37 protein-coding genes are annotated in these 23,386 nt (G+C 45.7%); all 37 read right to left on the bottom strand.

The window, feature by feature from the left end:
- Positions 1-7 precede the first annotated feature (7 nt).
- Positions 8-1,261 carry a hypothetical protein gene (locus tag A7D23_RS03680; RefSeq protein WP_068883201.1) on the bottom strand — a complete coding sequence of 418 codons (1,254 nt, stop codon included), beginning with the start codon at positions 1,259-1,261 and terminating at the stop codon, positions 8-10.
- A 313-nt stretch (positions 1,262-1,574) separates the two neighbouring features.
- Positions 1,575-2,354, bottom strand: a complete 780-nt coding sequence (locus tag A7D23_RS03675; protein WP_019225221.1) for an N-acetylmuramoyl-L-alanine amidase — start codon at positions 2,352-2,354, stop codon at positions 1,575-1,577.
- A gap of 279 nt (positions 2,355-2,633) precedes the next feature.
- Complete coding sequence (gene rpsI / locus A7D23_RS03670) at positions 2,634-3,029, bottom strand: 30S ribosomal protein S9 (RefSeq protein ID WP_015043912.1); 396 nt, start codon at positions 3,027-3,029, stop codon at positions 2,634-2,636.
- Positions 3,030-3,047: 18 nt separating this feature from the next.
- Positions 3,048-3,482: a 50S ribosomal protein L13 gene (gene rplM, locus A7D23_RS03665; RefSeq protein WP_015043913.1), complete on the bottom strand. Its 435-nt coding sequence runs from the start codon at positions 3,480-3,482 to the stop codon at positions 3,048-3,050.
- 164 nt (positions 3,483-3,646) lie between these two features.
- Entirely contained in the window at positions 3,647-4,423 is a 777-nt protein-coding gene (truA, locus tag A7D23_RS03660; RefSeq protein WP_242837015.1) for a tRNA pseudouridine(38-40) synthase TruA, read from the bottom strand.
- A gap of 245 nt (positions 4,424-4,668) precedes the next feature.
- Positions 4,669-5,010 carry a 50S ribosomal protein L17 gene (gene rplQ / locus A7D23_RS03655; RefSeq protein ID WP_019225219.1) on the bottom strand — a complete coding sequence of 114 codons (342 nt, stop codon included), beginning with the start codon at positions 5,008-5,010 and terminating at the stop codon, positions 4,669-4,671.
- Between the two features lie 20 nt (positions 5,011-5,030).
- Positions 5,031-5,978, bottom strand: coding sequence for a DNA-directed RNA polymerase subunit alpha (locus A7D23_RS03650; protein ID WP_019225218.1), 948 nt, complete (start codon positions 5,976-5,978; stop codon positions 5,031-5,033).
- A 30-nt stretch (positions 5,979-6,008) separates the two neighbouring features.
- On the bottom strand, positions 6,009-6,638 hold the full coding sequence (rpsD, locus tag A7D23_RS03645) for a 30S ribosomal protein S4 (RefSeq protein WP_019225217.1): 630 nt from the start codon (positions 6,636-6,638) through the stop codon (positions 6,009-6,011).
- Positions 6,639-6,650: 12 nt separating this feature from the next.
- Positions 6,651-7,040 carry a 30S ribosomal protein S11 gene (rpsK, locus tag A7D23_RS03640; protein WP_015043918.1) on the bottom strand — a complete coding sequence of 130 codons (390 nt, stop codon included), beginning with the start codon at positions 7,038-7,040 and terminating at the stop codon, positions 6,651-6,653.
- A gap of 16 nt (positions 7,041-7,056) precedes the next feature.
- Positions 7,057-7,428: a 30S ribosomal protein S13 gene (gene rpsM / locus A7D23_RS03635; protein ID WP_015043919.1), complete on the bottom strand. Its 372-nt coding sequence runs from the start codon at positions 7,426-7,428 to the stop codon at positions 7,057-7,059.
- A 205-nt stretch (positions 7,429-7,633) separates the two neighbouring features.
- A complete protein-coding gene (gene rpmJ, locus A7D23_RS15545) occupies positions 7,634-7,747 on the bottom strand; it encodes a 50S ribosomal protein L36 (protein WP_021315208.1) in 114 nt (37 codons plus the stop codon).
- Between the two features lie 20 nt (positions 7,748-7,767).
- Positions 7,768-7,986, bottom strand: a complete 219-nt coding sequence (gene infA, locus A7D23_RS03630) for a translation initiation factor IF-1 (protein ID WP_015043920.1) — start codon at positions 7,984-7,986, stop codon at positions 7,768-7,770.
- A 38-nt stretch (positions 7,987-8,024) separates the two neighbouring features.
- Positions 8,025-8,777 carry a type I methionyl aminopeptidase gene (gene map / locus A7D23_RS03625; protein ID WP_019225216.1) on the bottom strand — a complete coding sequence of 251 codons (753 nt, stop codon included), beginning with the start codon at positions 8,775-8,777 and terminating at the stop codon, positions 8,025-8,027.
- 6 nt (positions 8,778-8,783) lie between these two features.
- Positions 8,784-9,425, bottom strand: coding sequence for an adenylate kinase (locus A7D23_RS03620; RefSeq protein ID WP_019225215.1), 642 nt, complete (start codon positions 9,423-9,425; stop codon positions 8,784-8,786).
- Positions 9,426-9,437: 12 nt separating this feature from the next.
- Entirely contained in the window at positions 9,438-10,727 is a 1,290-nt protein-coding gene (gene secY / locus A7D23_RS03615; RefSeq protein ID WP_015043923.1) for a preprotein translocase subunit SecY, read from the bottom strand.
- Between the two features lies 1 nt (position 10,728).
- The gene (gene rplO / locus A7D23_RS03610) at positions 10,729-11,172 is read right to left on the bottom strand and encodes a 50S ribosomal protein L15 (protein ID WP_015043924.1); all 444 of its coding nucleotides are present in this window, start codon (positions 11,170-11,172) and stop codon (positions 10,729-10,731) included.
- A 38-nt stretch (positions 11,173-11,210) separates the two neighbouring features.
- Positions 11,211-11,708 (bottom strand): 30S ribosomal protein S5, encoded by a 498-nt coding sequence (gene rpsE, locus A7D23_RS03605; protein ID WP_015043925.1) that lies wholly within the window; start codon positions 11,706-11,708, stop codon positions 11,211-11,213.
- A gap of 24 nt (positions 11,709-11,732) precedes the next feature.
- Positions 11,733-12,101 carry a 50S ribosomal protein L18 gene (rplR, locus tag A7D23_RS03600; RefSeq protein ID WP_019225214.1) on the bottom strand — a complete coding sequence of 123 codons (369 nt, stop codon included), beginning with the start codon at positions 12,099-12,101 and terminating at the stop codon, positions 11,733-11,735.
- A gap of 43 nt (positions 12,102-12,144) precedes the next feature.
- On the bottom strand, positions 12,145-12,687 hold the full coding sequence (rplF, locus tag A7D23_RS03595; protein ID WP_019225213.1) for a 50S ribosomal protein L6: 543 nt from the start codon (positions 12,685-12,687) through the stop codon (positions 12,145-12,147).
- 18 nt (positions 12,688-12,705) lie between these two features.
- Positions 12,706-13,107 (bottom strand): 30S ribosomal protein S8, encoded by a 402-nt coding sequence (gene rpsH / locus A7D23_RS03590; protein ID WP_015043928.1) that lies wholly within the window; start codon positions 13,105-13,107, stop codon positions 12,706-12,708.
- A 28-nt stretch (positions 13,108-13,135) separates the two neighbouring features.
- Positions 13,136-13,315: a type Z 30S ribosomal protein S14 gene (locus tag A7D23_RS03585; RefSeq protein ID WP_015043929.1), complete on the bottom strand. Its 180-nt coding sequence runs from the start codon at positions 13,313-13,315 to the stop codon at positions 13,136-13,138.
- Positions 13,316-13,335: 20 nt separating this feature from the next.
- A complete protein-coding gene (gene rplE, locus A7D23_RS03580; RefSeq protein ID WP_015043930.1) occupies positions 13,336-13,875 on the bottom strand; it encodes a 50S ribosomal protein L5 in 540 nt (179 codons plus the stop codon).
- Between the two features lie 21 nt (positions 13,876-13,896).
- Positions 13,897-14,241 (bottom strand): 50S ribosomal protein L24, encoded by a 345-nt coding sequence (gene rplX / locus A7D23_RS03575; RefSeq protein WP_015043931.1) that lies wholly within the window; start codon positions 14,239-14,241, stop codon positions 13,897-13,899.
- 27 nt (positions 14,242-14,268) lie between these two features.
- Positions 14,269-14,637, bottom strand: coding sequence for a 50S ribosomal protein L14 (rplN, locus tag A7D23_RS03570; protein WP_015043932.1), 369 nt, complete (start codon positions 14,635-14,637; stop codon positions 14,269-14,271).
- 42 nt (positions 14,638-14,679) lie between these two features.
- Positions 14,680-14,940, bottom strand: a complete 261-nt coding sequence (gene rpsQ / locus A7D23_RS03565; protein WP_015043933.1) for a 30S ribosomal protein S17 — start codon at positions 14,938-14,940, stop codon at positions 14,680-14,682.
- 22 nt (positions 14,941-14,962) lie between these two features.
- Positions 14,963-15,163, bottom strand: a complete 201-nt coding sequence (gene rpmC / locus A7D23_RS03560) for a 50S ribosomal protein L29 (protein ID WP_015043934.1) — start codon at positions 15,161-15,163, stop codon at positions 14,963-14,965.
- A complete protein-coding gene (gene rplP / locus A7D23_RS03555; RefSeq protein ID WP_019225212.1) occupies positions 15,150-15,602 on the bottom strand; it encodes a 50S ribosomal protein L16 in 453 nt (150 codons plus the stop codon). The genes rpmC and rplP overlap by 14 nt, the downstream gene beginning before the upstream one ends.
- A 1-nt stretch (position 15,603) precedes the next feature.
- Positions 15,604-16,263, bottom strand: a complete 660-nt coding sequence (rpsC, locus tag A7D23_RS03550) for a 30S ribosomal protein S3 (RefSeq protein ID WP_015043936.1) — start codon at positions 16,261-16,263, stop codon at positions 15,604-15,606.
- Between the two features lie 7 nt (positions 16,264-16,270).
- Entirely contained in the window at positions 16,271-16,612 is a 342-nt protein-coding gene (rplV, locus tag A7D23_RS03545; RefSeq protein ID WP_019225211.1) for a 50S ribosomal protein L22, read from the bottom strand.
- A gap of 20 nt (positions 16,613-16,632) precedes the next feature.
- Positions 16,633-16,914, bottom strand: a complete 282-nt coding sequence (gene rpsS, locus A7D23_RS03540) for a 30S ribosomal protein S19 (protein WP_015043938.1) — start codon at positions 16,912-16,914, stop codon at positions 16,633-16,635.
- Positions 16,915-16,932: 18 nt separating this feature from the next.
- Positions 16,933-17,763 (bottom strand): 50S ribosomal protein L2, encoded by an 831-nt coding sequence (rplB, locus tag A7D23_RS03535; RefSeq protein ID WP_019225210.1) that lies wholly within the window; start codon positions 17,761-17,763, stop codon positions 16,933-16,935.
- Between the two features lie 26 nt (positions 17,764-17,789).
- A complete protein-coding gene (rplW, locus tag A7D23_RS03530) occupies positions 17,790-18,077 on the bottom strand; it encodes a 50S ribosomal protein L23 (protein WP_015043940.1) in 288 nt (95 codons plus the stop codon).
- Positions 18,070-18,702 (bottom strand): 50S ribosomal protein L4, encoded by a 633-nt coding sequence (gene rplD, locus A7D23_RS03525; RefSeq protein WP_015043941.1) that lies wholly within the window; start codon positions 18,700-18,702, stop codon positions 18,070-18,072. Before rplD ends, rplW begins: the two co-directional genes overlap by 8 nt.
- A gap of 25 nt (positions 18,703-18,727) precedes the next feature.
- A complete protein-coding gene (rplC, locus tag A7D23_RS03520; protein ID WP_015043942.1) occupies positions 18,728-19,357 on the bottom strand; it encodes a 50S ribosomal protein L3 in 630 nt (209 codons plus the stop codon).
- 179 nt (positions 19,358-19,536) lie between these two features.
- Positions 19,537-19,842, bottom strand: a complete 306-nt coding sequence (gene rpsJ, locus A7D23_RS03515) for a 30S ribosomal protein S10 (protein ID WP_015043943.1) — start codon at positions 19,840-19,842, stop codon at positions 19,537-19,539.
- 160 nt (positions 19,843-20,002) lie between these two features.
- Positions 20,003-21,205: an elongation factor Tu gene (tuf, locus tag A7D23_RS03510; protein ID WP_015043944.1), complete on the bottom strand. Its 1,203-nt coding sequence runs from the start codon at positions 21,203-21,205 to the stop codon at positions 20,003-20,005.
- 58 nt (positions 21,206-21,263) lie between these two features.
- Complete coding sequence (fusA, locus tag A7D23_RS03505) at positions 21,264-23,342, bottom strand: elongation factor G (RefSeq protein ID WP_068883199.1); 2,079 nt, start codon at positions 23,340-23,342, stop codon at positions 21,264-21,266.
- Between the last annotated feature and the right edge of the window lie 44 nt (positions 23,343-23,386).

Raw genomic sequence — 23,386 nt, 5'->3', positions numbered from 1 at the left:
CATCTGTTCATTCCAGAACAGGCGAGAAGACGGAATCGTAAGACCCGCTGGACATGTTCAAGTTGAAATACACCTTGGCATTTGCTTCATCCAGATAGATGCTTCCGGACCGGTTCAATCCGTCATTATCTCTGAATTCAAACATGGCATCCGGTTTTGTCTGATTGGAAGTTGTGGCGTCAAACGTAAAGGTCAGAGCATTCTGAGCATACGTCTCAAAGCCTTCTCTGTATTTCTCGGAATATTCTCCGGCAATATTTGCACTCTCAACATGGGCAATTTTCAGAATGCGTTCGCCAATCTTGACAAATTTACCGTCTTGCTCAATGATAATATCGTTTTTAAATGTCCCGATAAACTTTTCAGGATTGGAGATCTGAGGTCCGGCGCTGGTTCTTTCTGTTGTTCTCTGAACTTTTTTGCCACTAAGATCCGGCTTCTGAACAATTGTTTCATTGATATCCGTTAATTTAACAAGCGTTTCCATCGTAATTTCATGGACCTGTTCCTGTGCGTCCTTTCCGGATAATATCACTGTTGCCAGAATATAATCCAAGAGACCGTCGGAATTAACTGTGGCCGACCCTTCAATTTGTTTCACATAGATATCCTGCGTTAGTACAGGGATTCTGGCACTATAGCTGTTTTGTCCCGAAAGAGCCTGTTTGACCTGAAGGGAGGCCACCGCGTTGACCAAAGCCGGAATCTGTACTTCAGACAGGGAACCAGAAAGCGCTTTGCTGCCATCGGCATTCTCCTGAACGACCACATGGTCCTTCAAACTGCCGACAACTGCATCCACAATCTTCTCAACATCTTCCGCTTCATCCTGTTTAAAAGGATTGTCAAATACATCCGTTTCGCGCTCCTGGGTATATTCGGTATAGTAATAGGCTTCATTGCCGGTGCCGATATCCGTACCATTGATCCAGGCGTTCTTATCCGTATAGTAATAAGAATCGGAAACCTTTCCGTCCGGACTCAGACTGCGGGAGCTGTCCTCGGTCGCCCCATTCAGCCGGTCAAATTTTTTGACATCGTTCTGGGAACTGATGATTTCACCGTTATACTTTATGGCAAATGAATAATCCAGGGTAAAGTTGTTAAATTTCTCTGAACAGCTCGCGGCGCTTTGCTTCAAGCCGTCCTTAAGCGTATCATAGCCGCTCTTGCTGACAATGTCCGCCAGTGCAGTCGTCGCAAACAACAGAATCCCGACAGTAAAGACTAACGGCAGCGCCGCTTTTTTAGATATTCTCATCTTCACTTACTCCTTTTCAAATATTGGAAAGCTTCCTGATCTTATTTTACTCCCAATATCTTGAATATCTGTAAACAGAATCTAAACAATTTATAAACAATGCTTCTGGGCAAAATGGACAATTCTTCTTTTTAGTTTTTTACTCTTTTTTACTCTTTGAAATTAATTTGAAATGGAATTAAGCACGAGTCTTTGAAAGGTCAGGTGCGTTGCAGCTTCCAAAGCGATTATCTGATATATTCGGGATTATCTGATATATTCGGGATTAATTGCGTATCTTCCTTTATTTATTACTAGGATGGTAATTTCAAAATTAATCGGCTGCCGCCACCGGCTGTTCCTTGGCCAGATAATTGCCCACTCCTTCGAAAATAGCCATGGCCAGCTGCTGCTGATAAGCACTTTCGTTTAATTTCTTTTCTTCCTCCGGATTGGACAGGAACCCGACTTCAATTGTCACGGCCACCATATCCGTATTCTTGAGGATAAAATAGCTTTGGTTTGCCTTTGCTTCCCGTTCTTTTGTTCCGACTTTATTCAAACTTTGCTGGATACTTTCAGCCAGCAGTTTTCCTCCATCGGATTCCGGATGATAAAACACTTGCGGGCCATGCTGTCTTTGATCGGAAAAACTATTGGCATGAATACTCAGATATATTTTAGCCTGGGATTCCATAGCGGTCTGAATCCGGTAGGCCAAGTCCTCTCTTTTGCGTTGAAGCAAGCTTAAAGAAGTCCCAAAATCCCGGTCCTGCTCCCTTAGCATCACAACTTTGCTTCCGGCCTGGGTGAAAAGTACCTGCAGCCTTTTAGAAACTTGCAGATTCACATCCTTCTCCAGGGTTTTATTGACACCAACAGCCCCAGGGTCAACCCCGCCATGACCGGCATCGATCGAAATGGTTACTCCGCCAAGTATCCAGCTCCATCCGGGAACATCCTTGGCGGTATGCACTGCTGTTTTCTGGCTGAGAAAAATACCGGTTACGGCCAGAAGAATGAGAATGCTTGATGCCAGTATAATCTTTGGTCTTGGCATTATCTGTCCGTGCATCAGTCCACTGATCCGTGAATAATTCAGGTGTTTGGCCATGGTTTTCCCCCTCTCACCTATATCTATGGTGAAGGGCAGTGAATTATTCAAAAGGGAATGATTTCAGCGACCTTTGATCGGATAAGGTTTGCCTGTCTGCATGCAGTGATTTTGTTTTGCCAATTACTTCACCTGTTTTCAACATAATACCCGCATTTTTATGGTCAAAATGATATCAGCAATTTTTTTATTCAATTAATAAAGTATAGAAAGGTAAAAAATGAGAAAAAGAGAAAAATCCCCCAACCTTTAGTTGAGGGATTCGCTGTTTCTTGGATATTAACGTTTCGAGAATTGAGGCGCTTTGCGGGCCTTTTTGAGTCCGTATTTGCGGCGCTCTTTCATACGCGGGTCACGGGTAAGAAAACCTGCGCGTTTTAAAGCCGGACGAAGACTTTCATCTGCTTTAAGCAAAGCTCTGGCAATACCCATTCTGAGGGCACCGGCCTGGCCGGTTGTACCGCCGCCGTGAACTCTGGCAATTAAATCGTATTTCCCTAAAGTTTCAGTAACTTCTAAGGGCTGCTGAACAATCATCTCTAAAGTTTTCTTGCCGAAGTATTCACTTAGGTCTCTGTCGTTAATCGTATATTTTCCGTTACCGGCCAGAAGTCTGACCCGGGCAACTGCATTTTTCCTTCTGCCTGTGCCTTGATACTGAAGCTGTGCTGACATGCTTTTACCTCCTTCCAACTATTTCATATTCCATACTTCTGCTTTTTGGGCCTGATGCGGATGTTCCGGTCCCGAGTATACTTTAAGTTTCTTATACATCTGTGCACCAAGTTTGTTGTGAGGAAGCATTCCTTTTACAGCATGTTCCATAGCTTTTTCGGGGGCTTTGCTCATCAGCACTCGGTAGGTCATTTCTTTCAGTCCGCCTGGATAACCGGTGTGCCAGCGATACATTTTCTTATCCAGTTTATTGCCGGTAATCAATGTTTTATCTGCATTGACGATAATGACAAAATCACCTGTGTCAACGTTCGGGGTAAATATCGGCTTATGTTTTCCTCTGAGCAAGCGGGCGGCTTCAGCTGCCACTCTTCCCAAAGAAACACCGGCTGCGTCAATGACTAACCATTTACGGTCCACCTCATGGGCTTTCGCAAATTGCGTGGTGGTCATGTTGGTTCCCTCCATTTTTAATCGCGTCCATCATGTTCTCATGTACGATTTTTGAGTTCGTTATATCATCACCGGACGTGAAGGGCTCATTCACGTTCGGTAAAAGACTACTTAAAAAGTTTAACTAAAATAACGTCTTTCGTCAACCTATGGTTTCCTGTTTCTTAAAGTTCCGGAAAGATTTCACCGGGACTGGATGCGTCATAATTGACATAGGTCAAGGTGAGTCCTCTGGCCGGAGCAGTTTCACCTGCTTTGGTTCGATCCCTGGACGCTAGTACTTCAGGGATTTCTTCCGGCTGTGTTCGGCCTTTACCCGCATCCATCAAGGTACCGGCAATAATTCTTACCATGTTATATAGAAACCCGTCACCAATACAGGTAACAACGATTTGTTCATCCAGCCAACATACTTTGCAGCGGTACAGTGTCCGGACAAAACTTTTAGCCGAAGACCCAGCAGCGGCAAATGCACTGAAGTCATGTTTCCCTTCAAGCTGGGAAGCAGCCATTTGCATGGCGCTGACATTCAGCTGCAACGGCTCATGGAGAGAATACAGTCTTCTGAATACGTCAGGAATTCGTCCGTTATCGATTCTGTAATCGTATCTCTTCCACTTGGCGCTTTTCCTGGCACTAAAATCTTCAGGCATATCCCTGGCCTCACGTATTCTGATATCATACGGCAGAATACTGTTCATGGCCTTAGGAATCTTCTCCTGCGGAATACGCGCTTCTGAGCAGAAATTAACCACTTGGCCGGCAGCGTGTACACCAGTATCCGTCCTGCCCGCTGTTGTGATTTTTATTTCTTCGGCAAAAAGCTTCTTCCAGACCTTTTCCAGTTCTCCCTGGATAGTTTGTCCATGTTCCTCTGGCTGGCGCTGGAATCCGTGGTAGTTTGTACCATCATAGGCTAATCGCAGAAGGATGTTGCGCATTTTTTTCTCCAGCAATCTTATAATATTGAACTGGACGGTATGCTTGTTTTCAAAAGAGCCAACAGGAAGTTCGAAGCTGAACATGTGTCAATGTTCAGAGGTACGATTCATGTGTGTGATTAATGGTTATCGATAGCTTATTTGGTTTCGTTACCCGGTATCAATCAATTCCTGGTATCCGGTTTCCGTTATCTGCGATCGAACACCGAACCTCGAACTTCGAACTTCGAAATTAGGCCTTCATCTTAGTCCACAAGCTCAACTAAAACCATTTCGGCAGCATCTCCACGACGATAGCCGTTTTTCATGATTCTGGTGTAGCCACCCTGCCTATCGGCATATTTCGGAGCTATTGTATCAAAAAGCTCTTTTACTACCGTCTCATCCAGCAAAAATTCCATCGCCTGACGTCTGGCAGCCAGGTCACCCCTTTTGCCTAGGGTAATCATTTTCTCTGCCAGGGAATTCAGTTCTTTTGCTCTTGCTTCTGTTGTCTCAATCTTTCCATGCTTCAGCAAGGAAGTTACAATATTTCTTAACATAACCCTTCTGCGGCTCATGTTAACTCCAAGCTTACGGTATGCCAACTGTGATCCCCCCTTTAGGTTTAATCTTCCGGAGTACGGAATCCCAGCTCAAGTTCTCTGAGCTTGTGTTCGACTTCTTCCAGAGATTTGCGCCCAAGATTGCGTACTTTAATCATATCTTCTTCAGTTCTTTGTGTCAGTTCTTCAACGCTGTTTATGCCGGCGCGTTTCAGGCAATTATAAGATCTTACGGAAAGATCCAGTTCTTCAATGGTCATTTCCAGAATCTTATCTTTGGCCTCTTCTTCTTTTTCCACCATGATTTCAACATTACCCAGATTATCGTTCAGTCCGATAAAGAGCCTCAAATGTTCGCTCAAAATCTTGGCTGCGAGACTCGTTGCCTCTTTCGGGGTAATACTGCCGTTAGACCATACTTCCAGGGTAAGCTTGTCAAAGTCAGTCATCATACCGACCCGGGTATCTTCTACAGCATAGTTGACTTTATAAATTGGGGTAAAAATGGAATCGACAGGAATAACGCCGATTACCTGATCTGCTTTTTTATTCTTCTCAGCTGAGACATAGCCGCGGGAACGTTCGACGTTCATTTCCATGAAGAGACGTCCGTCTTTATCCAACGTGGCGATCTTCAAATCTGGATTGAGAATCTCAATATCGGGACCGGTGATAATGTCTCTTGCGGTAACAACCCGTTCCCCTTCACATTCCAAACGCAGAACGCGCGGTTCATCCGTATGGCCTTTGAGAGCGAGGGATTTAATATTGAGAATGATCTCAGTTACGTCTTCCAAGACTCCTGGAATGGTTGAGAATTCGTGTAGTACGCCTTCTATTTTTACTGAAGTAACCGCGGACCCGGGTAGAGAAGAAAGCAGGATACGACGCAGGGAATTCCCCAAGGTAATGCCATAGCCTCTCTCTAAGGGTTCAATAATGAATTTGGCATAGGTATTATCTTCAGATCTCTCAACACATTCAATATTGGGCTTTTCGATTTCAAGCATCGGAATGCACCCCTTCTTTCCCGGAAAAGTTTAACGAGAATATTTCTCTACGATAAGATGTTCTTCAATCGGAATCTGAATATCTTCACGGGTTGGCATGTTGATTACAGTCCCTGTGATGCTGTTGATATCCAGGCTTAACCATGCAGGAACAGCACGATCCTTTAAGGATTCGGCCATTTCCTTGATTCTATTGTTGTCTTTGCTGCTTTCTTTAATCGAAATTGCTTCGCCAGTGCTGACGAGATAAGATGCAATATCGACGCGTTTGCCATTGATTGTGATATGACCATGTGTCACAAGCTGACGTGCTTCGGGTCTGGATGAAGCAAAGCCAAGTCTGAAAACAACATTATCCAAACGGCGTTCCAATAAACGGAGAAGATTTTCCCCGGTCATACCTTTTTGACGGGCAGCTTTGTCGAAATATCCACGGAACTGTTTCTCAAGAACGCCGTAGATCCTCCGGACTTTCTGCTTTTCTCTGAGCTGAATGCCGTACTCAGTCGGTTTTTTGCCTCTAGCCTGTCCGTGCATGCCCGGAGCATACGCCCGACGGTCCACAGCACATTTATTGGTATAGCAGCGATCCCCCTTCAGGAATAACTTCTGACCCTCACGCCGGCACAGACGACATACTGATTCTGTATATTTAGCCATGTTTTACACCCCCTATACTCTTCTGCGTTTGGGCGGCCGACATCCGTTATGCGGTACCGGAGTTACGTCCCGAATAAGGTTCACTTCCAGACCTGCCGCCTGCAATGCTCTGATTGCGGCTTCACGGCCTGATCCTGGACCTTTGACAAAACATTCAACAATTTTGAGCCCATGCTCCATTGCTGCTTTGGCAGCTGTCTCTGCAGCCATCTGCGCAGCAAAAGGTGTGCTTTTACGTGATCCTTTGAAACCCAAAGAACCGGAACTGGACCAGGAAAGTGCGTTTCCGGTCGTGTCTGTTATGGTGACAATCGTATTATTAAAAGTCGACTTAATATGTGCTATGCCGCTTTCAACATTTTTACGTTCTCTTTTTCTGGTACGAACAACTTTACGAGCCATGCTTCAATGCCCCCCTTTACTTTTTCTTCTTTCCGCCAATTGCTCTTGCGGGACCTTTGCGTGTACGGGCATTGGTTTTGGTCCGCTGTCCGCGCACAGGTAGTCCACGACGATGGCGAAGGCCACGATAACTGCCGATTTCCATCAGTCTTTTAATGTTAAGGGACACTTCCCGACGCAGATCGCCTTCGACCTTGTATTCTTTATCAATTGTTTCCCTGATCTTGGCGACTTCGTCGTCTGTAAGATCTTTGACCCTGGTGTCAGGGTTAATCTGTGTTTTTGTCAGGATTTTTTTGGATTGAGAATTGCCGATACCATAGATGTAGGTAAGTGCAACCTCAACACGTTTGTCCCGAGGTATATCCACCCCTGCGATACGTGCCATCTAAATTTCACACCCCCATGTTCGATAATTAGTTCCAGTTACTTGATTTTCATATTTAGCGTCCGACTTTGTTAGTGTTAATCCGGTCCAAAGGCGACAACCCGCACATATTGCTAATCGATATTCTAAGTTCGTTGTCCGGTATTGTCTGCTAGATCTTTGATGCTTAATCATCGACCTTCGAACCTCGAACTTCATCCTCGATTTAGCCCTGGCGTTGCTTATGTTTCGGATTTTCGCAAATAACCATTACTTTTCCGTGCCGTCTAATAATTTTACACTTTTCACAAATCGGTTTCACAGAAGGTCTTACTTTCACCTGTGATTCCTCCCTTGTCCTTACTTAAATCTGTACACAATTCTTCCTCTGGTCAAGTCATAGGGAGAAAGCTCCACCGTGACCCGATCTCCAGGCAAAATTCTGATAAAATGCATCCGAATCTTGCCGGAGACATGCGCCAGTACCTTATGACCATTGTTTAATTCTACCGTAAACATTGCGTTCGGCAATGGTTCCAGTACTTTGCCTTCGACCTCAATCACATCTTCTTTTGACATTTGCGCCTATCCCTCCTTTGACATTTATTTACCGGTCTTCAGCCTTCAATTCGAGTTAGTATTTCCGGGCCATTTTCAGTGATGGCCACTGTGTGTTCAAAATGCGCCGATGCTCGGCGATCTTTCGTTACTACAGTCCACTGGTTCTCAAGAGTCTCAACCTGATAGCCTCCTAAGTTGACCATTGGTTCTATCGCCAGGACCATTCCTACCTCGAGTCTCGGCCCCCTGCCGGGTTTGCCAAAATTGGGTACTTGAGGTTCTTCATGCATTTTTCTGCCGATTCCGTGACCTACATAGTCCCGAACGACCGACATTGTATTCTCTTCTACATACGTCTGAATAGCGTAGGATATATCAAACAGCCGATTACCTTTCAGCGCCTGGGCAATTCCACACCTGAGAGATTCTTCAGTCACTGCCAGCAGATTCTGAAGTTCCCTGCTGATTTCTCCTACCGGCAGTGTGATCGCAGAATCACCGACGTATCCGTCAATGATTGCCCCGCAATCAATACTGATAATATCTCCAGTTTTCAGGGCCCTTAAACCCGGGATCCCATGCACCACTTCTTCATTAATCGAAGTACATAGTGTTGCGGGGAAGCCGTTATACCCTTTGAAGGCAGGAATCGCATTGCATTTGCCAATGTAATCTTCCGCTGCTCTGTCCAGTTGTTCCGTAGTTACTCCCGGGGCAACCATTTCCCGCATCAGTTCCAGAGTTTCTGCCACGATCCGGCCAGCTTTCCGCATGCGGCCAAGCTGTTCCTTACTCTTCAGTTCAATCATGGCTTCTTACTCCAACACGCTGAGAACATTGCTGAAAACCTGCTTAATTTCTTTATCCCCTTGAATTCTCTTGAGCAAGCCTTGGTTGTTATAATATGCAATCAGGGGTTCAGTCTGTGTATTATATACCTTCAGCCGATTTTGTGCTGTTTCAAGTGTGTCATCGCTTCTCTGGTAGAGTGCACCACCGCACTTGTCACAAACGTCCTGTTGTTTAGGAGCGTTGAAGACAGTATGGAAGGTTGCACCGCACTGTTTGCAGACTCTTCTTCCGGTGAGCCGTTCCAAGAGATCTGCTTCGCCCAGTTCAATGTTGATAACTCCATCCAGGGCAATTTTCATGTCGCTTAAGATTTTCGCCAATGCATCCGCCTGGGCAGCCGTACGGGGAAACCCGTCCAGAAGGAAACCATTTTGACAATCAGCCTGAGCCAATCTGTCGGCTACAATCCCAATCGTTACTTCATCCGGGACAAGGCCGCCGGCATCCATGTATTCTTTGGCCTTCATTCCCAGGGCAGTCTGTTCCTTGATTGCGGCTCTGAACATGTCCCCAGTTGAAATGTGGGGTATATGATAATGCTCAATGAGCAAATCGGCTTGTGTTCCTTTTCCTGCTCCAGGAGGACCCATGAGTATCATTCTCATCTCGATAGCCTCCTACTTTAAAAATCCTTGATAGTGACGCTGCATCAGCTGATTCTCCATCTGTTTCATCGTATCAAGAGCAACGCTGACCACAATCAGCAGGGATGTTCCACCTAAATAGATGTTATCTATTCCGGTGAATCCCATGATCAGACTGGGGAGAACAGCAATTAGTGCCAGGAATATCCCACCTGCCAAAGTCACTCTGCTCAGGATTTTAAACAAATAATCTGAAGTCGGACGACCCGGACGAATTCCGGGAATAAAACCGCCGTACTTTTTAAGATTATCCGCGACATCTACAGGATTAAAGGTAATTCCTGTATAGAAATAGGTAAAGAAAATAATGAGCAATGCATACATGATCAAGTACGGTATTGAATAGGCTGAGCCGTTCATTTGCAGCCATTTCTGGGCAAAAAGAGCGAAGGCTGAGTCCTGTGGGAGCCAGGTCGCAATGGTTGCCGGAAAGGCCATTAAGGAAATACCGAAAATAATCGGAATGACGCCCGCCTGATTAACTTTTAATGGAATATGAGAGCTCTGTCCACCGTATTGCTTGCGGCCGACGACTCTTTTGGCATATTGAACCGGAATTCTTCTTTGGCCCTCCTGGATAAATACAACAGCGGCAATAATCAGCGCTGCAATAACCACTAAGCCTACGATTGATATCCAACCGATTTCGCCAACCTGCAGCAGCCCAACCAAGTACTTGATTGCATCTGGAATCCCAGCAACAATACCGGCAAAGATAATGAGTGAGATGCCATTGCCAATGCCTTTTTCGGTGATCTGTTCGCCCAGCCACATCAGAAAAGCTGTACCTGCGGTCAGTACGATTGCAATCATAATGTAAATTAGAATCCTAAGCGACTCTTGAGGAATCGTAAGCGCACCTCTTAAGCCGATGGTCAGTCCAAAACCGTTGATGAAGCCAAGTACAACCGTACCATAGCGGGTATACTGAACAATCTTTTTTCTGCCCTGATCGCCCTCTTTTGATAGTCTTTCCAAATAAGGAATGACGACCGTTAAGAGCTGAATAATGATCGAGGCAGTGATATAGGGCATGATACTTAATGAGAATACAGAGAAGCGTTTCAGGGAGCCACCAGAGAATGTGTTGAAGAAATCAAACAATCCTCCACTGCCCATCATGTTTTGAAGCACTTCACGATCCATAAACGGAATCGGGATGTGAGACCCAATCCTAAAGATCAGAAGCATAAGCAAGGTGAACCCTATTTTCTTTCTAATGCTCGGAACTTTCCAGGCATCCTTCAGGGTTTCAAGTATCAATTTATTCCACCTCTACTTTTCCTCCGGCAGCAGTAATCTTCTCTGCTGCTGTTTTGCTTACCTTATGAACTTTTACGGTTAATGATTTGGTCAATTCCCCGTCTCCGAGTACTTTGACACCATCCTTGACTTTATTGATGAGTCCAGTCTCAAATAAAGCTTCAATGGTAACTTCTTCACCATTTTCAAATCTTTCTTCAAGATCGGATACATTGATGACCTCATATTCTTTTCTAAAATTATTTGTAAAACCGCGTTTCGGGAGTCTGCGGGTAATGGGCATTTGGCCACCTTCGAATCCGGGACGGACACCGCCGCCGGAACGGGCTTTCTGACCCTTGCTGCCACGGCCGGCTGTATTTCCAAGTCCTGAGCCATTGCCTCTTCCAACACGTTTACGTGATTTTGTCGAACCTTCTGCAGGTTTGAGTTCATGGAGTTTCAATATGGACACCTCCTTACTTGGTGCTGCGATACATTATTTTAGAGTATTTCTTCCACTGCCTTGCCGCGGGCTTTGGCAACGTCGACGTCGCGCTTCAGCGCCTTGAGGCCAGCCATCGTTGCATTGACAACGTTATGAGCATTGGAAGATCCCAGTGATTTTGTGAGTATATCTTTAACCCCTGCTACTTCGAGTACAGCACGCACCGGACCACCGGCAATAACTCCAGTACCTTTGGCAGCGGGTTTCAGCAGAACCTCGCCGGCACCAAATTGGCCGAGAATCGGATGCGGGATCGATGTTCCTTTTAAAGGTACAGCAATCAGATTCTTTTTAGCATCTTCTACGCCTTTACGAATAGCCTCCGGAACTTCGGTTGCTTTTCCGAGTCCTGCGCCGACAATACCATTGCCGTCGCCGACGACAACCAGAGCACTGAAGCTGAAACGTCTTCCGCCTTTGACAACTTTAGCAACACGGGCAATGTGTACAATTTTCTCGGTGAGCTCCAGTTTACTAGGATCGATATTTGACAATGATTTTCCCTCCTTTTCTAAAGATTAGAAGTCAAGTCCTGCTTCTCTAGCGGCTTCGGCCAGAGCTGCAACTCTACCGTGATATAGGCTGCCGCCGCGGTCATAGACCACTTTGGTGATTCCTTTATCCAGCACTTTTTTCGCAATGAGTTCGCCAACTTTTTTAGCTCCCTCAACGTTTCCTCCGGACAGCTCTGCTGCTTTAAACTCAGCATCGAGAGAAGAAGCTGCAGCCAGGGTGATTCCAAGGTCATCGTTGATAACCTGGGCATAAATATGGTTTAAGCTTCTAAATACTGCCATACGCGGTCTTTCAGCTGTGCCCTGGATTCTTTTACGGACACTTTTATGCTTATGTTTCAAAATTTTTCTGCGGTCACTCTTTTTAATCAAGCTTTTTCATCCTTTCTACGCGGCAAGAGATTTTGCCCTTACCTTATTTCTTACCGCCGGTTTTACCTTCCTTGCGGCGGATGACTTCTTTTTCGTATTTAATCCCTTTACCTTTATACGGTTCCGGTTCACGTTGCTTACGAACATCTGCAGCAAAATTACCGACTTGTTCCTTATCGATTCCTTTAATGATCACCTTGTTCGGTGCAGGAACTTCGATTTCAATCCCTTCATAGGGTTCCATTTCAACCGGATGAGATTTGCCGACAGTAAGCACAAGTTTTTTACCTGAAAGAGCAGCACGATAGCCTACTCCGACAAGGTCCAAATTCTTGCTAAACCCGTTCGATACACCTTCCACCATATTGGCAAGAAGGGTGCGGGTCAGTCCGTGAAGCGAACGGTAGAAAGGTTCGTCGTTGGGACGGGTAACGCTGATTGTATTTTCTTCTACTTGAATACCGATTTCAGGCCGGAATTCTCTGGTAAGCGTTCCTTTGGGGCCTTTAACGGTAACGACCTGACCTTCTTGTTTAACTTCCACCCCGCCTGGAATGGTGATTGCTTTTCTACCAATTCGAGACATATTCTACACCTCCATCCTTTACCAAATATAGCAGATAACTTCTCCACCCAAACCTTCACTGCGTGCTTGTCTGTCAGGCATGATGCCTTTGGAGGTAGATATCACAGCAACGCCCAAACCTCCTAAAACCTTAGGAATCTGGTCTTTTTTTGCATAAACTCTTAAACCGGGACGACTGATACGTTTCAAACCGGTAATGACTCTTTCCCGGTTAGGGCCGTACTTGAGGTATAATCTCAAGACCCCCTGTTTATTGTCATCAATATATTCATAATCCTTGATAAAGCCTTCCTGTTTCAGCAGTTCGGCCAGAGCCTTCTTGATACTTGAAGCAGGAATTTCTACTTTATCGTGGTAAACCATCCCGGCATTCCGGATCCGTGTCAGGAAATCGGCAATAGGATCTGATGTTGTTGACACTTTTATTTCCCCCTTTCTCCAATAATGCTTACCAACTAGCCTTCGTTACACCAGGCAGTTCGCCTTTATAAGCCAGTTCTCTGAAGCATATCCTGCATATTCCAAATTTCCTCATATAAGCATGCGGGCGGCCACATATTTTGCAGCGGTTATGCACACGTACAGAATATTTTGGTTGGTGACGAACAATCATCGACGTCTTGGCCATATCTTAAGCCTCCTTCATATCTAGTCCTTAAACGGCATTCTGAATGCTTTAAGCAGCTCTTTTGCTTCTTCATCCGTATTGGCCGTTGTTACAAAGACGATATCCATACCTCTAATTTTATCAATTTTGTCAAAATTAATTTCCGGGAAAATGAGCTGCTCTTTAATGCCGAGGGTATAATTGCCTCTGCCGTCAAATGCCTTGGCGGATACTCCCTGAAAATCTCTGACACGAGGAAGCGCTACGTTCAGCAGCCTGTCAACAAACTCATACATCCGGTCACCTCTTAAAGTAACCTTCACGCCAATCGGCATGCCTGCACGAAGCTTAAATGCTGCGATCGACTTCTTCGCCCGTGTTACGACCGGTTTCTGACCCGTAATCGTCATGAGATCATCTACAGCGGAATCTATGGCTTTCGGATTTTGAATCGCTTCTCCCAAACCTATATTGATAACCACTTTTTCCAAACGCGGTGTTTGCATGATATTCTTATAATCAAATTTTTTCTGCAGAGCCGGGGTTATCTCATTTTTATAATAATCTCTTAAGCGAGCCACCAGAGTACCTCCCTTCCAGAATTACTTCTTATTTTCTTCCGGCAAATTGTGTCCGCAATTCTTGCAGACTCTCACTTTACCTTCTCCAGTAATCTTAACACTCTTCCTGGTGACAGAATTACATTCTGTGCAAAACAGCATCACATTGGAGCTGTGAATCGGAGCTTCTTTATCGACAATTCCACCTTGGGGCATATCTTTGGTCGGTTTCTGATGTTTCTTTACAACGTTGACCTTCTCGACCACAACTCTGCCCTTCTGGGTTAGAACTTCAAGAACCTTGCCTTTTTTTCCGGCGTCCTTGCCGGTTATCACCATGACCATATCGCCTTTTCTGACGTTTACTTTTGTTCTTTCGGCGGACATTATTTATTCACCTCCGTCCGGTTTTTTCTATAGTACTTCCGGTGCCAGCGAAACGATTTTCATGTAATCTTTTTCTCTGAGTTCACGGGCAACAGGTCCAAAAATACGCGTTCCTTTCGGACTCTTGTCATCTTTGATAATAACTGCTGCATTTTCGGAGAATCGAATATATGAACCGTCTGGTCTTTTAATTTCTTTGGTAGTACGGACAACAACAGCTTTGACAACATCACCTTTTTTGACAACGCCGCCTGGTGTTGCTTCTTTAACCGCAGCAACGATGATATCACCAATTGATGCGTAACGACGTTTAGAACCACCCAACACACGGATACATAAAAGTTTTTTTGCTCCGGTATTATCTCCCACTTTAAGGGTTGATTCAGCCTGAATCATTGGGCGGAACCTCCTTTCTTAGCTGCTTGATATTTCCTTGGCTTAGAGAATAACCGCTTTTTCAACAACTTTGACCAGTCTCCAGTTCTTTTCTTTGCTTAACGGTCTGGTCTCCATAATCAGGACGGTATCCCCTAGTCTAGCCTCGTTATTCTCATCATGCGCCTTATATTTTTTGGTAACCTTTACTGTTTTATGATAGATTGGATGTTTTTTTCTGGTTTCAATTGCAACAACAATCGTTTTATCCATTTTATCGCTGACAACTTTGCCATATTGCGTTTTGCGCATTGTTCTTTCCAATGTTTTTGCCTCCTTTCCTACCTTAAGCACGTTTGAGCTCGCGCTCACGGAGAATGGTTTTGCCTCTCGCGATCCCTTTACGGACCTCTTTGATCCGCATCGGGTTATCAAGTTGTCCGGTAGCTAATTGGAAACGCAAATTGAATAATTCCGTTTTGAGCCCGTCAATCTGTTTCAGGAGCTCTTCATCGGTCATATCAGGGAAATTCTTATTCTTCGCCATCTGCGCCACCTCCAACCTGTTCTTCAGCCTGATCCTCTTTGCGGACAAACTTGCATTTAATCGGAAGTTTATGAGCTGCGAGCCTTAACGCTTCACGGGCAACTTCCTCAGAAACACCGGCCAGTTCAAACATGACTCTGTTGGGTTTGATAACAGCAATCCAGTATTCCGGAGTACCTTTACCACTACCCATTCTGGTCTCAGCCGGTTTTGCAGTTATCGGCCTGTCAGGAAAGATATTTATCCATACTTTACCGCCACGCTTAATGTAACGGGTCATTGCAATACGAGCTGCCTCAATCTGCCGGTTGGTAACCCAGGCATTCTCGAGCGCCATAAGTCCATATTCACCGTAAACTACTTTAGTACCTCTCTGAGCCTTTCCTTTAAGGCTCGGACGATGTTGTTTACGATGCTTTACTCTGGTTGGTACTAACATTTTATAATCCTCCTTCCTCCTGAACGGACTTCTTGGTCGGAAGAACTTCTCCACGGTAAATCCATACTTTTACGCCGATTTTGCCATACGTTGTATTGGCTTCGGAAAATCCGTAGTCAATGTCTGCGCGCAGCGTATGAAGGGGGACTTTTCCCTCGTTATACCATTCTGTACGGGCAATTTCAGCTCCACCCAGACGTCCGCTGCATGAAATCTTGATCCCTTGAGCGCCTGCACGCATGGTGCGACCTACGGTCTGTTTCATCGCCCTCCGGAAAGAAATACGTTTTTCAAGTTGCTGAGCGACACTGTCAGCCACCAGCTTGGCATCCAGTTCAGGCTTTTTAATTTCAACAATATTAACTGCAACCTGTTTGCCGGTCATTGTTTCTAATGCCTTGCGCAGGTTCTCGACTTCAGCGCCACCGCGGCCAATTACGATCCCGGGTTTTGCGGCATGAACAGATACTTTGACCCGGTTTGCAGCGCGCTCTATTTCAACTTTAGGAACTCCTGCTTGTTGGAGTTTGTTGGTTACAAATTTACGGATTTTTAAGTCTTCGTGGAGGAGCTCCCTGTAGTTCTTATCAGCATACCAGCGGCCTTCCCACGAACGGATAATGCCAATACGAAGACCTTTGGGGTTAACTTTTTGACCCATGCTTTGCCTATTCCTCCTTCTTATCCCCGACGACAACGGTAATGTGACTGGTCCGTTTGCGGATCCTGTCAGCTCTTCCCTGCGCCCGAGGCATGATACGCTTTAAGGTTGGTCCTTGATCAACGAATACTTTGGTAACATACAGATCATCCGGACTCATTTCCAGGTTGTGTTCCGCGTTTGCTACTGCTGACTTCAGCACCTTGCCAACCGGTTCAGCAGATATATTCGGCGTAAATTTCAAGATCGCCATCGCTTCTTCAACTTTCTTACCGCGAATCAGATCTACAACCAGGCGCACCTTGCGAGGAGAGATACGGATAAATTTAGCAACTGCTTTTGTTTCCATTTTTCTTTACCTCCTCTCAACTAGCGTAAGCCGCTCGATTTTTCACTTCCGGCATGTCCTTTGAAAGTCCGGGTCAGTGCAAATTCACCAAGTTTATGCCCAACCATATCTTCTGTAATATAAACAGGTACATGCTTGCGTCCGTCATGGACGGCAATCGTATGACCAATCATCTGCGGGAAAATGGTGGATCGTCTGGACCAAGTCTTCAATACTCTCTTCTCGCCGTTTTTATTCATATCTTCCACCCGTTCTAACAAACGAGCGCTGACATAAGGTCCCTTTTTTAGAGATCTGCCCATTATGAGGTCTCCTTTCGCTTACTTCTTATCTCTACGCTTGACAATGAACTTATTGCTTTGGTTCTTCTTTTTCCTGGTCTTGGCGCCAAGGGCGGGTTTACCCCAAGGAGTGACAGGATTACGTCCAATCGGGTTACGTCCTTCACCACCGCCGTGGGGGTGATCACACGGGTTCATGACTGAACCACGGACTGTCGGACGAATCCCAAGCCAACGGGATCTTCCGGCTTTACCGATCGTCACGTTTTCATAATCCAAGTTCCCGACCTGGCCAATCGTGGCCCGGCACTCGATGTGGATCATTCTCATTTCTCCCGACGGGAGTCTGAGTGTTGCATAACTGCCTTCTTTGGCCATCAACTGAGCTGATCCACCGGCTGAACGGACTAACTGGCCGCCTTTGCCGGGTTTCATCTCAATATTATGAATCAGTGTTCCGACCGGAATATTCTTAAGCTTTAACGTATTGCCGGCTTTAATATCGGCCTGTTCGCCGCTTACAATTTCCTGGCCCACCTTAAGTCCATTGGGAGCAATAATGTAACTTTTAAAGCCGTCAGCATAGTTCAGAAGAGCGATGTTAGCAGAACGGTTCGGATCATATTCAATGCTAGCAACTTTGGCAGGAACGCCATCTTTGATTCTTTTAAAATCTATCAGACGATAACGTCTCTTATGACCGCCGCCTTGGTGACGGACTGTCAAACGTCCTGTATTATTCCTTCCAGCCTTCTTGCGCAGGGGGGCGATAAGGGAACGTTCAGGCTCATTCCTGGTAATCTCATCGAAATTCAGTACAGTCATCTGTCTGCGTCCCGGAGATGTTGGTTTGTACGATCTAATTGGCATTTTTTTCTACCTCCTTTGCCTTAAAACTACAGACCTGCAAATCCTTCAATTTTGTCGCCGGCCTTCAGGGTTACGATAGCTTTCTTCCTGGTAGGTGTCATGCCCGAATAACGGCCCTGACGTTTTTCTTTTCCTTTAACCTTCATGGTGCGAACGTCATCAACTTTAACTTTGAACATTTTCTCTACAGCTGATTTGATTTCAATCTTATTAGCTGCAGTGCTAACCCAGAAGGAGTATTTGTTTTCCTCTACCAATCCGACCGATTTTTCAGAAATGACCGGTCGAATCAGTACGTCACGAGCATCACGCATTGCTCAGCACCTCCTCAGTCCTCATCACAGCCGCCTTGGTAAATACCACAAAATCATATTTCAAAAGATCTATAACATTTAAGGCATCTGCTCTTGAGGTAAGCACTCCCTGAATGTTGCGCGCAGAGACCAGAACGTTATTATCGTCATTGTTCTCGACAACGAGAAGCGCTTTTTTATCAATTTTCAGAGCTTCCAAAAGTTTAACCATTTCTTTGGTTTTTGGCTGCTCAAAGCTGATTTGATCAACCACGATCAGGCTGTTGTCAATCACTTTGCTGGAAAGCGCAGAGCACAGAGCCAGTCTCTTCACTTTCTTAGGAAGCTTTTTACTATAGTCTCTCGGTTTTGGTCCAAATACGATGCCGCCGCCTCTCCAGAGCGGTGAACGGATCGTGCCGGCTCTGGCCCGACCTGTTCCTTTTTGTTTCCAAGGCTTGCGACCGCCGCCTCTGACTTCGCTCCGACCTAATGTAGAATGGGTGCCGACTCTGGCGTTGGCCAGCTGGGCTACAACAGCGGAATGCATAACATGGGTATTGGGCTCTATTCCAAATATCGTTTCATTTAATTCCATTTCTCCAACCGGAGATCCTTGCATATTTACAACCTGTACCTTAGGCATTGCTTTATCCTCCTTTCCTTACGGATTATTTCGCTTTAACCGATTCTTTCAGTATCAGCAGGCTTTTTTTAGCACCAGGTACGCATCCTCGAATAAGGATGTAGTTTTTATCAGTATCAACCCTTACAACTTCAAGGTTTTGAACCGTAACTCTTTCTCCACCCATCCGTCCAGGTAAATTTCTTCCCTTGAAAACACGAGCTGGCCCTTTCGCGCCCATGGAACCTGTACGGTGATGATATTTTGATCCATGACCCATGGGTCCGCGGCGGGCTCCATGACGCTTATGCATACCAGCAAAGCCCTTACCTTTGGAAGTTCCGACTACATCAACTTTGTCACCGGCTGCGAAGATATCTGCTTTGATTTCCTGACCAACTTCGAAGGAATCTGCCTCAGCAGTTCTGAATTCCTTGATGAAGCGCATGAATTTGACACCGGATTTTTTGAAATGACCTTTTTCAGGTTTAGTTGCAAGATTTTCTCTTTTCTCATCAAAACCAACCTGAATTGCATTATAACCGTCTGAAGCTTCAGTTTTTTTCTGCAGGACATAACAAGGACCGGCCTGAACAACAGTCACCGGAATCACTTTTCCGTCTTCTGCAAAAATTTGGGTCATACCCACTTTTTTACCCAGAATTCCTCTAGACACGACGCCACCTCCTGTACACTTTGAAGTGCACCGTCTGAAACGGGGCACGAGAGTGTAATCAATTAATATATTATATGCGTTTAGCAACACTTACCCCAAAGGTGTTCCACACCTCCGGGTGTTTCGTGTCACAAACATATCTATTCTACCACATATTCTAAAAAAACGCCAGACTCTAATTATAATTTAATTTCGATATCTACACCGGAAGGCAGATCCAGTCTCATCAGTGCATCCACTGTTTTCGAGGTAGGATCAATAATATCGATCAATCTCTTGTGTGTTCTCATTTCAAACTGTTCACGGGAATCCTTGTTGACATGCGGAGAACGTAAAATAGTGTAAATACTCTTTTCGGTCGGAAGGGGTATTGGCCCATTGACGCTCGCACCGGTTCTTTTCGCGGTATCAACAATTCTTTCTGCCGACTGATCAAGCGTTTTGTGGTCAAAGGCCTTCAGCCGAATTCTAATCTTTTGGTTCATTTCTTTACCTCCTAAATATATCGCCTGTTAAACAGGACTATTGGCGCAAAAATTCCCTGCCTTACGGCGGAGTCACCGAAGACAGCAACCTTTTGCGTAGAGAGCATCAGGGAAGCTGTGCAGACAATTTCTGGCAGCTTCCCTTAATATCAGCAGCTAATTATTCGACAACTTTGGCTACAACGCCGGACCCAACAGTACGTCCGCCTTCACGGATAGCGAAGCGGAGTCCCTCTTCCATAGCAATGGGGGTGATCAATTCGCACTCGATGGATACACGGTCACCAGGCATAATCATTTCTGTGCCTTCTGGGAGTTTGATTACACCAGTAACGTCGGTTGTTCTGAAGTAGAACTGAGGACGATAGTTGTTGAAGAACGGCGTATGACGTCCGCCTTCTTCTTTACTCAGAATGTAAACTTCACCGCTAAACTTCGTATGCGGTTTAATACTTCCTGGTTTAGCCAGAACCTGTCCGCGCTCAATGTCTTTACGCTCGACACCACGCAGCAGAGCGCCGATATTGTCACCGGCCTGAGCCTGATCGAGCAGTTTTCGGAACATTTCAACGCCTGTGCAAACACTCTTACGCGGTTTTTCAGAAAGACCAACGATTTCAATTTCATCGCCGACTTTAAGGACACCACGCTCTACACGGCCGGTAGCAACAGTACCACGACCAGTGATCGTGAAGACATCTTCTACAGGCATCAGGAATGGTTTGTCTACAGCACGTTCCGGTTGAGGAATATAGCTGTCAACAGCATCCATCAGATTCCAGATTTTGCCGCACCATTCGCAGTCTCTCTGTCCGCATCCGCACTCCAGAGCTTTGAGTCCGGAACCGGGAATAACAGGAATATCATCACCGGGAAATTCATATTCACTTAACAGCTCACGAACTTCCATTTCAACCAGTTCGAGAAGTTCAGGATCATCAACCATGTCAACTTTGTTCAGCCATACAACGATGTAAGGCACACCTACCTGACGGGCAAGAAGGATGTGTTCACGCGTCTGAGGCATCGGGCCGTCAGCAGCGGATACAACCAGGATGGCACCGTCCATCTGAGCAGCACCGGTGATCATGTTTTTAACATAGTCAGCATGGCCCGGGCAGTCAACGTGAGCATAGTGACGGTTTGCCGTTTCATACTCAACATGAGCGGTAGAAATCGTAATTCCGCGTTCACGCTCTTCAGGCGCTTTGTCGATCTGATCAAATGCAGTTGCAACAGCACCGCCGACCTTGGACAAAACAAATGTAATCGCAGCAGTCGTTGTCGTTTTACCATGGTCAACGTGGCCAATTGTACCTACGTTAACGTGCGGCTTGGAACGGTCAAATTTTTGTTTACCCATTTAAGTTTCACTCCTTAAATAAATTTAAAATGTTATTTTTTTGCAGTTAATTTCTATATTAAGCCCCCTGCCGCTTGGCAATAATACCTTCGGCAATATTTTTGGGCACTTCCTCATAGTGATCAAACTGCATTGAATATACGCCCCTGCCCTGAGTACGGGAACGGAGCTCTGTCGCATAACCGAACATCTCCGAAAGCGGCACATAACCACGAATAATCTGGGCACCCGAACGAGCTTCCATACCTTCGATTCTGCCTCGGCGCGAGTTCAAATCTCCGATGACATCGCCCATATATTCTTCCGGCACGGTGACTTCCACCTTCATCATTGGCTCCAGAATTGCGGGGTCTGCTTTGGCAGCCGCTGCTTTGAAAGCCATTGAACCGGCAATTTTGAAGGCCATTTCAGAGGAGTCGACATCATGGTAGGATCCGTCAACGACGGTCGCCTTGATATCCAGAACCGGATACCCGGCCAAGATACCATTTTGAAGGGCTTCTTCTATACCAGCACCGATCGGCGATATATATTCTTTAGGAATAACGCCACCGACAATCTTGCTTTCAAATACAAAGCCAGTGCCCTGTTCTAGCGGTTCGAATTCAACCCAGCAGTGACCATACTGTCCACGTCCACCAGACTGCCGAACATATTTTCCTTCTGCTTTGACATGCTTGCGGATCGTTTCCTTATAGGCTACCTGTGGACGACCCACATTACAGTCAACTTTAAACTCTCTCATCAGTCTGTCAACAATGATTTCCAGGTGAAGTTCTCCCATCCCTGAAATAATGGTTTGTCCGGTTTCTTCATCCGTACGCATCTTAAAGGTAGGATCTTCTTCAGCAAGCTTTGCGAGTGATCCGCCAAGCTTTTCCTGGTCAGCCTTTGTTTTAGGTTCAATTGCAATATGAATAACTGGTTCGGGGAATACCATCGATTCGAGAATAACGCGGTTCTTTTCATCGCATAACGTATCCCCTGTGCTGACATCTTTGATGCCGACAGCTGCAGCGATATCCCCAGCGCGGACTTCATCAACATCCTCCCGGTGATTGGCGTGCATTCTCAGAATTCGGCCAATTCTTTCCTTCTTACCCTTCGTCGAGTTCGTGATATAAGAACCCGCGCTGAGCGTTCCGGAATAAACGCGGAAGAACGTCAATTTTCCGACATAAGGATCCGACATAATTTTAAATGCCAATGCTGAAAAAGGTGCGTTATCATCGGAATGACGCACGTCTTCCTCACCGGTATCCGGATCGACACCTTTAATAGCAGGCACATCGAGTGGTGACGGCATATAATCGACAACAGCGTCAAGCAAAGGTTGAACCCCTTTGTTCTTGAAAGATGATCCGCATAAAACCGGGATAAATTTCAATCCAATTGTACCTATGCGAATTGCGTTCTTAATTTCTTGTTCAGTAATATCTCCGCCCTCAAGATACTTTAACATCAATTCTTCATCGACATCGGAAACCGCTTCCAGTAATTTTTCACGGTACTCCATTGCCAGTGAAACCATGTCTTCAGGGATTTCGGATACATCACTTGCTGTCCCGAGGTCATCCGTGTACACCGTTGCTTTCATGGTAACCAAATCAACAAATCCGCTAAATTTATCTTCAGTTCCAATCGGAAGCTGAATAGGAACAGGATTTGATCCCAGGCGGTCAACAATCATGGAAACTCCACGGAAAAAATCCGCACCGACTCTGTCCATCTTATTTATATAAGCGATACGGGGTACCCCGTATTTGTCGGCCTGGCGCCAAACTGTTTCCGACTGAGGCTCAACACCACCAACTGAACAAAACACCGCTACAGCACCGTCCAGTACACGCAGAGAGCGCTCGACCTCAACAGTAAAATCAACGTGCCCGGGTGTGTCAATGATATTAACATTGTGCCCTTTCCATTGACAGGTGGTAGCTGCAGAAGTAATGGTAATCCCACGCTCCTGCTCCTGAACCATCCAATCCATCGTGGCAGCACCATCATGCACTTCACCGATTTTATGAACACGGCCAGTGTAAAATAAGATGCGCTCTGTAGTTGTGGTCTTTCCAGCATCAATATGCGCCATGATGCCGATATTCCGAGTTTTCTCCAAGGGAACTTGCCTTGCCACTTATTATCAGCCTTTCTATCCAGATAAATAAACTCTAAAGTAAC

The sequence above is a fragment of the Dehalobacter sp. TeCB1 genome (assembly GCF_001707455.1).
Taxonomy (GTDB): domain Bacteria; phylum Bacillota; class Desulfitobacteriia; order Desulfitobacteriales; family Syntrophobotulaceae; genus Dehalobacter; species Dehalobacter restrictus.
The sequence above is the reverse complement of the archived record's forward strand: the minus strand, read 5'-3'. Positions and strand labels throughout refer to the sequence as shown.